General features: G+C 50.0%; 9 protein-coding genes and 1 tRNA gene. 1 reads left to right on the top strand and 9 read right to left on the bottom strand.

What is annotated here, in order from left to right:
* Positions 1-40: 40 nt before the first annotated feature.
* From DXD12_RS10870 to DXD12_RS10905, 8 genes are all read right to left on the bottom strand, one after another.
* On the bottom strand, positions 41-985 hold the full coding sequence (locus DXD12_RS10870) for a hypothetical protein (RefSeq protein ID WP_118570168.1): 945 nt from the start codon (positions 983-985) through the stop codon (positions 41-43).
* 84 nt (positions 986-1,069) lie between these two features.
* Positions 1,070-4,972 (bottom strand): peptidase A26, encoded by a 3,903-nt coding sequence (locus DXD12_RS10875; protein WP_118638362.1) that lies wholly within the window; start codon positions 4,970-4,972, stop codon positions 1,070-1,072.
* 116 nt (positions 4,973-5,088) lie between these two features.
* A complete protein-coding gene (locus DXD12_RS10880; RefSeq protein ID WP_146143909.1) occupies positions 5,089-6,318 on the bottom strand; it encodes a DUF6273 domain-containing protein in 1,230 nt (409 codons plus the stop codon).
* A gap of 925 nt (positions 6,319-7,243) precedes the next feature.
* Positions 7,244-8,695 carry a 4Fe-4S dicluster domain-containing protein gene (locus DXD12_RS10885; RefSeq protein ID WP_107000472.1) on the bottom strand — a complete coding sequence of 484 codons (1,452 nt, stop codon included), beginning with the start codon at positions 8,693-8,695 and terminating at the stop codon, positions 7,244-7,246.
* 15 nt (positions 8,696-8,710) lie between these two features.
* A complete protein-coding gene (locus DXD12_RS10890) occupies positions 8,711-9,895 on the bottom strand; it encodes a SpoIIE family protein phosphatase (protein ID WP_107000473.1) in 1,185 nt (394 codons plus the stop codon).
* On the bottom strand, positions 9,896-11,611 hold the full coding sequence (locus DXD12_RS10895; protein ID WP_118468124.1) for a [Fe-Fe] hydrogenase large subunit C-terminal domain-containing protein: 1,716 nt from the start codon (positions 11,609-11,611) through the stop codon (positions 9,896-9,898).
* A 37-nt stretch (positions 11,612-11,648) separates the two neighbouring features.
* Complete coding sequence (locus DXD12_RS10900; protein WP_107000475.1) at positions 11,649-11,894, bottom strand: NAD(P)H-dependent oxidoreductase subunit E; 246 nt, start codon at positions 11,892-11,894, stop codon at positions 11,649-11,651.
* A 304-nt stretch (positions 11,895-12,198) separates the two neighbouring features.
* Complete coding sequence (locus DXD12_RS10905) at positions 12,199-12,813, bottom strand: HAD family phosphatase (protein WP_118468125.1); 615 nt, start codon at positions 12,811-12,813, stop codon at positions 12,199-12,201.
* Between the two features lie 188 nt (positions 12,814-13,001).
* Between DXD12_RS10905 and DXD12_RS10910 the strand changes: the two genes are divergently transcribed.
* Positions 13,002-13,337 carry a cyclic-di-AMP receptor gene (locus DXD12_RS10910; protein ID WP_022358984.1) on the top strand — a complete coding sequence of 112 codons (336 nt, stop codon included), beginning with the start codon at positions 13,002-13,004 and terminating at the stop codon, positions 13,335-13,337.
* Positions 13,338-13,486: 149 nt separating this feature from the next.
* On the opposite strand, the gene DXD12_RS10915 is transcribed toward DXD12_RS10910, so the two are convergent.
* Positions 13,487-13,570 (bottom strand) — tRNA-Leu (locus DXD12_RS10915).
* Positions 13,571-13,576 lie beyond the last annotated feature (6 nt).

The raw sequence follows: 13,576 nt of genomic DNA on the forward strand, positions 1-13,576 counted from the left end.
ACTGCCCGCGCCCCTTAACACCGGCAGTCCCTCGTTTTCTTTATTTTTCAGTTCCCCAAACTGATTTCAGCAGCGAGATAATCCCCGTTTCATACTCCTGTCTTGGTATTTCCTGTCGTCCCCACTTTTCTTCTATCTGCCCCATCGGTGCCTGTATTTTCTCCCAGGCAGCCTCGGAAATCGTCCCCTCTCCCCGCATACTCAAGGTCAGCGCCAGCACATTGGCAAGACTGTCTGGATCCGCTTCATAGTCCTTTCTTCTCTGCTCCCGCTCCTTATTTTCATAGCGGTAAAACTCCGTCTCAAAGTCAACCGGGTACGTTTTCGCATTTGAAAATAGCGGCAGACTGGAGGTCGGATCCGTCGCATACCACTGTGTGCCGATCCGCACCAGGCACGCATCATGGAGATATTCCGGCGTGTAGGTCACACACTCCAGCCCTACGATCCGGCATAGGAACTGAAATTCTTCCGCGAAATCCCGGCAGACGCCAACGCCTCCTTCCAAAACCGGGAAATCCTTTGCCTCTTCCGGCGAACCGTAATGATTCTGGTTAAAACCTCCCTCTCCGTTTGCAATCCGGTTATGCACATACAGAAGACGCGTTTTTTCATCCAAATGAATCCAGTCAAAACTATTGACAAATTTCTGCAGTTCTTCGACCGAAGCCCAGCTATAATTTGCTTTCGGTTCTCCCTTCGTATTCCACCCTGGATTTGCTTCCCCCGGATAACGGACTGCCTCTTTCAGGTAATATTCCGGATCGCTGATCTCTGGGTGCTGCTCTGAAAAAATACTTCCATTTCCATAAAAACTCATCTCTCCATTCTGCCACTCCCATCTCAGACTCTCTGTGTCCTTCCATTCACCGCCATGCGTCCCCTGATTGCCTGCATAAGCGCTGAAACCTCCGGCTGCGATCATGGCTGCTGCCAGTACGGCTGTACATCCCGATTTATTGGTTGTTTTCTTATCCTGTTTCATTTTTTTATACCCCCATTTTTTATTCTTTCCGTGTCATTCCACTTCATTTTCCTGTTTGTCTCTGTTTTCTTCTATCCTCCTCTCTCAGCTTCTCGTCTGTACTATTCCGTCCAGCACCCAGGAACCATCCGCATTGACTAAATTCCCATCGGGGGTGTGCGTATTTCGATACAAACGTCCCCTCATTCCATCAGATTTTTCCTGAAAATAGTAACAATGAAACACTCCATCGCTTCCCGGCAGCCAGTTCCAGCCAGTCAGCATACGCCCCTGTGTTCCATCCATTTCCGTCCAGAGATAATATGTGTTTCCATCCACATCCGTATACCAGCCGTTCACCATCCTGCCATCTGCATCAAATCGGAACCAGTCAAACGTACTCTGCCCCTTTGCCGGATCGGCATATGGATTGTAGACAGCCGCCCATTCAGAAGCATAGCTTCTACCGCCCGCTTCAAACTGCCAGCTTCCATCTGCATTCTTCCGCCAGTTTCCAGCTACTACATATTCCGGTATGGCTGCCGCATCCGCATTCTGCCCGGGGCCTGCCTGTCCTTCTGTCAGATTTCCAATACCCGCTCCTGTCAAATCACTGAACCCCGATGCCGGTCCGGTTGCATTCGCTGCACTGCTTCCTGCCGCTGCCCCCTTTCCAGAAGAAGAGCCTCCACCCAAGCCGCCGCCCGAATGAGAACCTCCGCCCGAATGGGAACCTCCGCTGTATGTCTGATCGACCGCCTCATACTGAATTGTAACTGCCGCCCGGTCCGTGAAGCCACCATCCTCGGTTTTCACGGTCACATATGCCGTATGGCTGCCTGATTTTAAGTATTGACGGTCAAGCTCCTGTATCCAGGAAGCCGTCGTATTGACCGTCACGGTTCCATCCGATGATACATACAGCGAATCATCACTTGCCTGATATGTCACTTTTTGGTTAAACGCCTGCGCCGGAAATACCGACGCTGCCAGCTTTTTCGCACCGGTTCCCGTCCATGCCTCCACCGGACGATAACCCGCCCCCGTCCGGGTGCGTTTGATCTCGTATTGCAGCGTTTTCGGTATAAGGCTGATGCCTTCCACACAAATCTTCGATTCGTCCACTGTCCGGAAATCCACCTGTACTCTGCACGATGCCGTCTGCCGGTTTCCAAGCATATCATCGCCGATCACTGTCACCTTCGTCGTGCGGCTGCCGGAAGCTGTCTGTATTTCATATGGTGTATTCACATGTCTGCCCTGATCTGCCGCGATCAGATCCCGGATCCATTTTGCATCCTTTTTCGCCTGCACACCGGCCGACTTGTCCTCGCCGTCCACCGAAATCAGTGCTGCGTCACCGACAGTCCACGATATATCTTTCCGGTCAAAATAATCGGGTGTGAAAGACGCACTCAAAACCTGCGGTGCCGTAACCTGGATCGTTTCATCTGGATGTTTCCGATTTCCGTTTAATGTCCGCACCACCTCAAATTTCAACTGATCCTGATTTAGTGCCGCACCTTCATTGGCTACATAGGTCTGATCCTTGATCTGGAACGTAACCTCAATCCGCGCATTTCCCCGGCACGGCTTCCCATCAAAGCTCGCCGCCGGTTTCGTCTCTGCCGTCAGCACCGCTACGCCGCCGTTCTGATACCCTGCTCCGTATATGTCGCTTCCGATCGCATACTGGTATCCGCGGTCTGCCTGCTCTTTTTCCAGTTTCCGGACTATATCAGTGATAAACGAACTATTTAAATTTACCTGGACTGACGCGCTCTTTTTCGTATAACCACTTTCCTCATCGTCATTTGGAAGTAACGTAATCAAATCTGAATCATCGATACTCCAGCGCACCGATGCATCCGCCACATCATTATTCCGATCCACAATCGCCCGCACCGTCACCGGCTGCACCTGTGTTCCCGCCTGCAGATTTCCATGGATGTACGTCGCAATTAATTTTCCATTTCCATCCATCACGCGTGTGACTTTCGTCGGATGTTTCCGGTTTCCGGTCCGCTCCTGCACCACCTGGAATTTCGTCACGCCCGGCGTCAGACCGACCGAAACTGCCACCTTTTTATAAACCGCCGACACCTGCGTATTTTCCTCCGGCATCGTAAAACAATACTCGCCGCCATTTACATAAGTAGTATCTTTCCGGCTCTTCCCACGCGTGTACGTCGGAACTCCCTCCATCTGAAAGCATGCTTTTTCCGCCTGCTTTGCCGAGGTGCTGACCGTCACCGTCTTTCCCGGTGCCACCGCACCGCGGTGTTCTTTATCGAGTGTCCGGTAATACGCGCCATTTCCCCGTGCTTCCAGCACTGCCACATCGTAATAATTCGTTCCATTGGAGACGGTATCGACCTGCGGAATTGTAATCAGATAACCACGGACCGGGCGTCCCGCATCATTTGGTGCAAAATGGTCAAGATCATACCCCACCGACTCCGCATCCATCTCCCCGCCCAGCTCTTCATCCACAATCGAGAGAATCCCCTGTTCCAGTTCTTCATAAAAATATCGCTCGTCCACATCCCGCGTGACACCGCCGGATACCAGCGTGAAGAAATTGTCCTTCGCGTGGGAATATCCGATGTGCGCCGCATATGTATACTGGTTATCATCTGAAATGCCGCTTCCACAGACATTGTTTGCGATTTTCGCCTCCGTATCCGCAAACAGGTACGCGATGTCATCCCCATATTTAAAATAATTAGCTGGTGCGCGGTATCCGATGAAGGTTCCTCTGTGTCCGGCAGCCCCGGTTCCCGACTGACCGATCGTTCCCTCAAACCGCCCCACTTTCAAGTCTCCGCTGATTCGTTCTCCAACGAGTCCTCCGACATTCTGGCTGCCAGAACCGCCGATCGTGCCATTTACATAGGTATTGTAGAGAGCCGCCCCATTCTGAAGCCCCACGATTCCGCCGACGGTCGCATCCGTTCCCTGAATCCGCGAGGTACTGTTATCCCCGGTGCGGACCTGGCAGTCAATGATACGAGAATCATCCGCCGCTTCCCCGGCGATTCCGCCCGCAAGCGCCTGCGCTCCGGCTGCACGTCCCGTCGTTCGGACCGTTACCTGTGCCGTTCCATTTTCCACCGTGCTGCCTTCCATGTGCCCGATCATTCCACCGACCGCTCCGGTTCCTTCCACATCGCCTTTTACCTGACAATTAAAAATCTTGGAATTCTTCGCATTTCCTGCCAAAATTCCCACCTGACGCACTCCTTTGACCGGCTTTCCTGGTTCCAGCATCAGATTTCGGATCTCCGCCCCATCCAGCGCACCAAAGAATCCAACATTCGGCGAACTGCCTCCTGCAAACCGGAAATTTGAAATCTTATAACCGTTTCCATCCAGATTTGCCGTAAACGGGTGCGTCACCTCCCCTGAAAATTCTGAATCATCCCGGTAATAACCGATCGGATTCCAGTCCATTCCTCCCAGATCGATGTTCGCCGTCAGCTCAAACCATGCGCCCCGGTAATCCCCCACGATCTCTTCTTCCACCTCGCCGTAATCCGGCTGCATGCCAAACGCCGCCAGGAAGCTAAGTCCCATCAGCTGATGTTTCGTGCGTATCTGATACGGTTTTTGTTTCGTTCCAAGTCCATGTGTTCCATCCAGAAAGCTCAAATCCACCACATCCCAGTTTTCCCAGAGATTTCCGAGGCTGGCGCTGACGCTAACGCGCGGCATGATTAATTGTGAAGGAGTTGCCTCTATGACTTTGGAAGAACGTAATTCAGAGGGAGTTGCCCTCACATCCGCATTCATAAGCTCACTGGACGATGCAGCCCGTTTCTGCCATTCTTTCCGCCTTTTTATGGCATCGTCTGTATCATCCAACTTTTCCTTCCTTTCCGAAATAATCCCCAAATCCCAATCCTCAAACACAAACCCGCTCGCCGCAAACGCCGGCAGCGTCGCCGACAAAAGCATCGTCGTCATCACCGCAAATGGAATCACTTTTTTCATCTTCTTTTTCCCCATACACGTTCCCCTCTTTCCCCAAACATTAGATTGATTTTCCCTTATCCAATCTTTTCTCCTAATCAAACTGCCAAACAGCTTCACTCCCGCTTTCCAAGCTCAACAAGTATTCTTTTTTACATCTGTGACAGTGCAAATGCCGGACGTACTCCATATGTCTCACTGTCCGTCCTCACCGGACGCAGACAGCCATTTACCAGATCAACGCCATAAATCTGCTGATTATAAATGAATTTCCCGTTTTCATCCTGCAAATAAAAAGGCGTCCGCAGATAATATCCCTGTGAATAGGCACTGACCTGACTTTGTGGGTTATCATCCCCGGAATCAAACCGCCATAGATATTCCCGGTACGCAAGTGCCTCTTCCAGTGACAGGCAGAAAAGCTGGTCGTTCATAAGCTGAAAACCAATATCATGACGCGCCAGTTCCCGCCCGGACGTCTGCGAAAATGCACCAGCCGCCGTGCTTCCCATGTACGCGGTCTGGATTCCCGTATGGATCGGTTCCAGACAGAAGCTGCTGTTCTGACTGTTTTTCTGCAGCCATGCGCGCACCTGCGAAGTTTTATAATTATTGTCTTTGCCAAACGAGAAAATGTTCATCTTTTTTCCCGGTGCCGTGTCCACATCCGCCCGGATCACGCGGTCACAGAGAAACAGCGCTGCTTTCCGGTGTTCATTCTGCCAGTCATGGTAATCGTCGTCGATACAGGTAAATGACAAAATCTCTCCGCCCACCTCGCGCAGCTGGACATCGCCCTCCTTCCAGATCACTTTTTCGGGCATTTCACTTTCACTCCAATCCACGCTTCCACAGCGGTCACAGATTTGATCCCCGTTTTCATCCAGGTGCCCCAGCGCCGGAAGGCGCTCTATCTTTTCTTTCTGACATCGTCCGCAGACATACACTGCCCGCCCATTCTTTAAGCAATCATTTTCCTCCCACTCCCATTGGCTCCACTGATGCGTACAAGTACGGTCATCCCAGTTTCTCCGCACCCGGATGCGCGTGATGATATATTCCTTTCCATCCACCGAAAAGGAATCCTCTTCCACCTCAGAATAAACCGCGTCGTATTCCACCCCGATTGTTTTTGCCGATGGTGTAAAATCCTGACCAATCAGATAAAATTCATGCCACGCTGCATCCCCAATCGCAGATACCAGATTCCGGATCCTGGCATCATTTTCCGACTGATTTTGAACGGTCAGACCGGAATCGCTGCCCGATACCGCCGCATCCTCGCGCCCAAATATGGCGCACTCTGCCTCCCATGCCCTCTGTTTCCATCGTTCCAGGCGTTTCCGAAGCGCCAGCATGGCGGCATCCTCCTCTGCTCCCATTTCTGGGACCTTGCCGCCTCTTTCATATTTGATATAAATTTTTTCAGTTCCTGTTCCATACAGTTCAAATATTTGCGGTGACTGTACCGCTGATTTCCAGATATGCCCGTCGCTCCCTATGATTTGCTCTGGGAAAGATACATTCAGAGAAGTTCCTTCCAAAACTTTGCCCGTTTGCGTATGAAATATAAGATGATTTGCATTCTCAGCATCTATAAATGAGACGCTGTAGCCGACTATGACAGCTGTTTCTGCCTGTTTCACTGCATTTTCAGCTGCCAGCGCCATTCTACCGGATGAAAATATCAATATCAGTGATATTCCCAAAATGGTACCATTCCGGCAGCGACGCCCTTTATGAGCCCCCATGTTTATTTTTAACAACTCAAACCTCCCCCCTCAAACCTTTTTCACATCTCTTTTCTTATCCTCTTTCGCAAGTTATATAAGTTCTAATTTATATCAAATTTCTATTCTCTATTTTCATTCTTCTAATTCAAAACACATCCTCACTCTGAGTTAAACAACGGTTCTTTCCGTCTATAAAAAGCTTTCATTTTACATTGCATATATCATATAATATATTGCACATTTTTTATAACGATACAGTTATCCGATTCTCCCAAATTTTCCTAAATCATCGAATTCTGTGCGAAACGCACCTCACAAATTACCAGAATAAAAAGATAAATTAGAACGAAACCACCTGCGACCGCAGTTCATTTCGATAAGATATATTGAGTCTAACACATCTATTCTCTAAATGCAAGAACTCTTTTGGAATTTTCACAACGAAAAACGCCCGCCCCAGAAAATAAAATTCATATCCCAAATTTCATTTTCCAGAGCAGGCACTTTCCCACTAACTCATATATAAATTCCTATTTATTTTATCTCAGCCACATTCTCCCAAGGGTATCCCACATCAATGCCGATGCATCGAGAACGACGACATATCATACGCCTTCAGGTTCTCATGTACTTCTCTTGCATCTGCCTCGGCGATGAGTTTGTCTCTCGACTTCTTCGCCTCCAGCTCGGCTTTGTGCTTGCTCGGTCCGCCGACACAGCCGCCGACGCACGCCATACCCTCGATGAAGTCCTCCGGCAGACGTCCCACTTTCAGAAGAAGAAGGGCTTTCTTACACTCAGCCGCACCGTTGCAGCGCGCTACCTTGATATCGGTATTCTCACCAGACTCCTTCAGACATTCTAATACCGCCGCTGTTACGCCGCCGCCGTTGCCGAAGCGTTTTCCAAATACACTGGCTTCCTGCATACTGTTCTCTTCCGGCTCCAGATTTACGTCTTTCGCCCGCATCATCGCACGGATCTCTCCGTAAGTCATCGCATAGTCCGCATTGCCCTGGATATTCAGATCCAGCGTCTCGCTCTTCTTCGCGATACACGGTCCGATAAAGACAGTGACAACCTCCGGATCCTGCGCCTTCAGCATACGGGAGACCGCACACATCGGGGAAACCGTCGTGGACATATTGTCAAGCAGCTGTGGGAAATGCTGTTTGATCATGTTGACAAATGCCGGACAGCAGGAGGTCGTCATCTTCTTGCCCTCTTTGTAAGCTTCCGCCCACTCTTCTGCCTCGGCTGCCGCGGTCATATCGCCGCCCAGACCAACCTCGATCATATCTGCAAATCCAATCTTCTTTAAAGCTGTTTTCCAACTTGCAAACGTGATGTCCGGTCCAAACTGGCCTTCGGTCGCCGGTGCCAGCATCGCTACGACCTTTTTGCCTGCGTTGATCAGGCGGATCACATCGACCATGAAGGTCTTGGAACCGATCGCACCGAACGGGCAGGAATGGATGCAGGCGCCACACTGGATACATTTTTTCTCATCGATCACACATACACCATACTCATCGTAGGTAATCGCATCCACTGGGCAGACCTTCTTACACGGGCGCTCCAGATGGGCAATCGCATTGTATGGGCATGCCTGGGAACACTTTCCGCACTCGCGGCATTTATCCGGGTCGATGTGCGCCTTGGTATTTCCCATGCTGATCGCTCCAAACGGACAGGAGTTCTGGCAGGCTTTACCCATACATTTACGGCAGTTATCGGTGACTGTGTAGGACGCAATCGGGCACTCCTCACAGGCTGCATTGATAACCTGTACGACGTTGTTTGTATTGCGGTCAGACGGACATTTACCTTCTGCCAGACGGATTCTCTGGCGGACAATCTCTCTCTCCTTGTATACACAGCAGCGGTACTGTGCCTGCGGACCAGGGCTGATTTTGTACGGAATATCGTCTCTTCCGTCCTCTAACTGATCATTCCAGGCAAGCTTTGCTACCTCATAAAGTATCTCATGTTTGATGCGCAGAATTGTCGCGTCATTCGTTACCATGTTTTATCCTCCTTATTAATAATACGTTACCGTAACTTTCTTTCCCATACCTTCGACTGCTTCTTTTAGCTGTTTGACCAGGTTCTGGCGGATTCCCAGATCAAACGCCAGCCCTGGATTCTGGTAGGCGCTGTTCGCCGCCGTTCCCACAAACATATGTAATTCCGTGCAGTCTTCTATCAAAATCTTCGCGATCATGGACGCACCATTTTTCTTGTCCAACTCGCTGAAAAACTCAGAACTTAAATCGCATTCGATCAGATAGCGTTTCAGAAGTTCGATCGCTTTCCGCAGCGTCAGAACTCCCTCCGTCACCAGATCGATGCCTTCCATAAAAGCGATCGGCGGAATATCCGGGTCGCTGTAATCCATTGATACCCGCAGCGGTCGTCCCAGCTCCCGCGACAGGATCGTCGCGCTGGTTCCGCCCGATACAATGTGCTTTGCCGACTCATCTTTCATAAAATCCGCCGTGATCGTCTCATCGTCGTTGCGGTCGAGCGGCGGTCCCGTCATCAGGTTGACCGGTTTCCGGTCAATGATCCGAGCTACCACAACCGTCGTATCATCGCCCGGTTTTCCCTCGTAAATCTGGCTGCATTCCGCACAGAGTGCCGCCGCCATACGTGCCGACGAAAGAGAGGTCAGGCATTGTTCCGAAACAAACTCTGCCACCGACTCCCACGGCCAGCCAAATTTATATTTGCCGCTCTTTCCGACTCCCGCGTGCGTCACGCCGTCGCTGACAAGTACCAGCGCATCACCCTTCTGAACCTGGAACCGGCACTCGCTGATCTCCTTGTCCTTGACAAGTCGCTTGTATTTCTGCAGCTCCACCACATGACCACAGCGCAAAAAAATGCATCGCGGGTTATCATATTCAACTAAATATACCTCGCCGTTGTTGAAAATCTGGAGAATCGAGAACGTCGCATACGCCACCTGTCTCGTCTGACAGATCGGAAGCGTCTGCACAATCGTCTCCACACATTCCTCCAGCGTGGCTCCATTTAAAAACATCGTACCCAGAATCTTTGCCGTAAGCGTCGAAAGAATATTCGCCTTGACGCCGCTTCCCATGCCGTCCGCCAGAATGATAACGTCCGAATCTTCCGTTTTCAGGCACTCTACCGTATCGCCGCACAGGATCTCTGAATACTTATTCAGACTTTTAAACGTGACATCTACGGTTACTCCCATTTATCGGACCTCACTTTCGCTCTCATCGTCAATCAGGGAACAAAGCTTCATCAGGGTTGTCTTCGTCTCCGCCGTCGTCTCACCCAGGAGTCCGGCAATATTCTGTGCAACCATCATCTGTTTGTAAATGACATTCTGTGCCAGATCAATGGTCGCCTTTTTCTTGGCATATTCCTGTTTTGCCTGTTTTTCCTCGCGCGTCACATCAATGATCGTGGCAATGACAAAATTGCCGTCATCGATATACGCAATGTTTTGAAGCGTCACAAGATTCCGATCCGGATAGATCACCTTCCGGCTGTGGACGCTTGTGTGCGTCCGGAATACCTCGCGTACATCCTCGGCGTTGATAAAGTCCTCCAGCGGTTTTCCCTTGATCGCCTCCGGTTTGACGCCGAAATACATTTCTGCCGCCACCGAACACTCTCGGATCCGCATATCATCGTCGATGATCATGATCAGGTTCGGGGATGTATCCATCACCAGATGGGACAGCGACTGCGCCCGGTCATGCAGGTACGGAATACACATATCGACCTCCGCCTTTTTCTGGAAAACAGCGATCGCCTTCTCCCGGCAGGTCGGATAACCGCACGCACCGCAGTTTAATTCCTGCTCCGGCGTCATCTTGCCCGTCTTTTTCAAGATCTCCCGGATCTCTTCCTCGGTCGGAATCGGCTCCTTCTGGGAACGATCCGCAAACGTCCGGTGAACCTCCACCTGGCGCGCCGCCTCATGCATCAGGGATAGATCTGCCGGTTCCTTCGGAAGCATCGCTTCCAGATCCAGCTTAACTTTAAAACTCGACACTGAGGTCGCCGTGGATGGTCCATTGACACAGCCTCCATGACAGGCATTCATCTCGATGAAACAGCCAGCCACCTCGCCGGTTTTCATCGCCTCACAGACATCCAGGCAGTCCTTCACGCCGCTGACGTAGAACTTGCGATACTTGTCCGGTTTCTTCTGAGTCGCCGTCACCGCCGTGAGCAGTCCGCCGCTGACCGGATAACGCAGGTTCGCGCCCGGTTCACGATCCTCGAACGGTTCTTCCTCACATGCTTCGATCTCGATCTGTTCCTCTGACAGCCACTGTTTTAAATCCTCAAATGTGAGGACTGCATCCGGCTTCACAACCCTGTTTTTCTCTTTTTCCGCGATACACGGTCCGATCACGACTACCTTCGCCGCCTCGCCAAACTCCGCATACAGCATGCGCGTATGGATCCCCGACGGAATCAGCACCGGTGCCAGATATTTGATGAGTTCCGGATAATGAATCTCAATCAGGTTCACGATACTCGGACAGGCAGTTGTGATGATATTTTTCATCTCGCCCTGCTCTAATAAACGGACATACTCTTCCGTCGCCAGCGCGGCGCCCTCCGCCGCATCACAAACATTCGTAAATCCCAGCTTTTTTAATGCTGACTTGACCTGCCCCCGCTTTTTATACGGCAGAACCCCCATATAGGAAGACGACAGCGATGCAATGACCGGTGCGCCGCTCTCAATCAGCTTTTTGACCTTGGAAAGTTCGCTCGGAACACGTTTTGCCGACTGCGGGCAGTTCAAAAGGCACTGCCCACAGAGAATACAGCGATTTGGCATGATATATGCATGACCATCCCGGATCATGATTGATTTCACTTCGCAGCCCCGCACACATTTATAACAATGCTTACACATCGTCGCCTTAAAATCAATAATCGGCATAGACTCTCCCTCTCTTTTTGCCGTTATATGTAAACGATTACGCGTTCAGGCGTCCCAGAATCTCCTTCTGGAAAAATTCTTCGGTTGTCTCCGGTTTTACGGAATACAGTTCTCCGTCTATCGTCACACAGACACCTTTACGGCAGTTGCCGCTGCAGAAATCTCCATTTAAATCTACCTCACTGTCCAGATGATTCTCTGAAACCAGCTTCTGCAGCTTCTGGATTACCTCACGGGATCCTTTCAGATGACAGGCACTTCCGATACAAATCGATACTCTCATATAATGACCTCCTCACTATCCGTTATAAAACAGACGCAGCCTTTCACCGGAGATTCCCGGTCAAAAAACTGCCTGTTCACATGCATCTTCCAGGGGAATTTACTAAAAATGCATCTTTCCCCATTCTTCTTCATTATCTCATATTGTGATATTATTATCAATCAAATTTCTTGCTGATTTTGTATTTTTTTTAGACCATAAGTGCCTGATTCCAAAACCTTTTCACTTTCTTTTCATCAGCTTATGACTCTCCCGGTGTTTTTTAGGAAAATAATCTTTTTATCGGCCACCTTGCACTGCTTTTCTATAATATTTCCATCTCCTCCATGTACGCCCGCAGCCTCTCCACATTCCCGTCCGCAAAACAGTAACCATCCATGCCGCAGCCCTTCGCGCTATCGATGTTATCCTGACGGTCATCGATGAAAAAGCATTCTTCCGCTTTGAGATGAAATTTTTCAAACAATCTCTCATAGATCGCCGGATTCGGCTTCGCCAGCTTCTCCTCCGCTGAGACAAGCGTGCCATCAAAATATTCAATGCCCGGAATCTCATACTCGAACACACGCAGGCGCACGGAACAATTCGAGCAGAGGTAGATGCCGCAGCCCTTTTCTTTCAGTTCCTTCACCAGCTCTCCCATCCCCGGCTTTGCCCAGATGTTGTACTCATGCCAGTGTTCCAGACTTTCCTTCGCCAGCCAGCGCAGATGTTCATTTGGCAGGCGTTTCTGCACCCGCTCCAGCGCCTGTGCATCCGTCAGCGTTCCCTCGTCTAAAAGCGACCACTCCTTCGAATCAAACAATTCGCGGCGCATCCACTCCACATCCTCCGGATTATCTGTGTACTCCCAGCACACCTTGACCGGATCATACTCCAGTAAAACCATTCCCATATCAAATACTATATTTCGAATCATACTTCTGCCTTTCTCTCATCCCGCAAATCTGCCGCCATTCCTGCGGCAGATGGAATTTTCAGTCCAAAAAATTCTCACCTGCAAGCAATCATAATCATTTATATTTTAACATAAATTTCTCATTTTTTTATTTCCATTTTCATAAATTAATGGTACAATAATAGAAAATTTTTCAGGAGGTACCGCTTATGAAAATGATTATCGCAATCATTGGCAGTGAGGACGCCGATGATTTAGTATATGAATTAAACCAGCACTCCTTCTTTGTCACCAAGCTTTCCACGATGGGCGGCTTTCTGAAAAAGAAAAGTACAACCCTGATGCTCGGTGTCGAAGATGAACGCGTCGAGGACGCCATCTCCATCATCAAAAAAATGTCCGGTGCCCGCGAGCAGCTTGTATACACGCCGCCGACCATGGCCGGAAACTGCTGCCCGACCGTTAATATGACCGTTCCGATGAACATGAAAGTCGGCGGAGCAACCGTATTTGTAATAAATGTAGAAGAATTTCAGAAATTCTAATTTTTTGATTTATATTACAAATTCGAATTACAAAAGGGGCTTTCGCTTGCGCGTCTGCCCCTTTTTGATTCCTTGTATAGAAAAAGAAAAACTCCCGGAGAAATCATCTCTGGGAGTTCCACGCTGCACTCAGGTTCTGCAGCTAATCATGCAGAAGAAGGGACTTGAACCCTCATGATGTTGCCATCACACGGACCTGAACCGTGCGCGTCTGCCAATTCCGCCACTTCTGCGTAATT

Source organism: Clostridium sp. TF11-13AC, from assembly GCF_003481065.1.
Taxonomy (GTDB): Bacteria; Bacillota; Clostridia; order Lachnospirales; family Lachnospiraceae; genus Otoolea; species Otoolea fessa.

Coding starts and splice junctions, on each gene's coding strand:
- DXD12_RS10870 (WP_118570168.1), bottom strand. CDS start 985: ATGAAACAGGATAAGAAAACAACCAATAAATCGGGATGTACAGCCGTA.
- DXD12_RS10875 (WP_118638362.1), bottom strand. CDS start 4,972: ATGGGGAAAAAGAAGATGAAAAAAGTGATTCCATTTGCGGTGATGACG.
- DXD12_RS10880 (WP_146143909.1), bottom strand. CDS start 6,318: ATGGGAGCAGAGGAGGATGCCGCCATGCTGGCGCTTCGGAAACGCCTG.
- DXD12_RS10885 (WP_107000472.1), bottom strand. CDS start 8,695: ATGGTAACGAATGACGCGACAATTCTGCGCATCAAACATGAGATACTT.
- DXD12_RS10890 (WP_107000473.1), bottom strand. CDS start 9,895: ATGGGAGTAACCGTAGATGTCACGTTTAAAAGTCTGAATAAGTATTCA.
- DXD12_RS10895 (WP_118468124.1), bottom strand. CDS start 11,611: ATGCCGATTATTGATTTTAAGGCGACGATGTGTAAGCATTGTTATAAA.
- DXD12_RS10900 (WP_107000475.1), bottom strand. CDS start 11,894: ATGAGAGTATCGATTTGTATCGGAAGTGCCTGTCATCTGAAAGGATCC.
- DXD12_RS10905 (WP_118468125.1), bottom strand. CDS start 12,813: ATGATTCGAAATATAGTATTTGATATGGGAATGGTTTTACTGGAGTAT.
- DXD12_RS10910 (WP_022358984.1), top strand. CDS start 13,002: ATGAAAATGATTATCGCAATCATTGGCAGTGAGGACGCCGATGATTTA.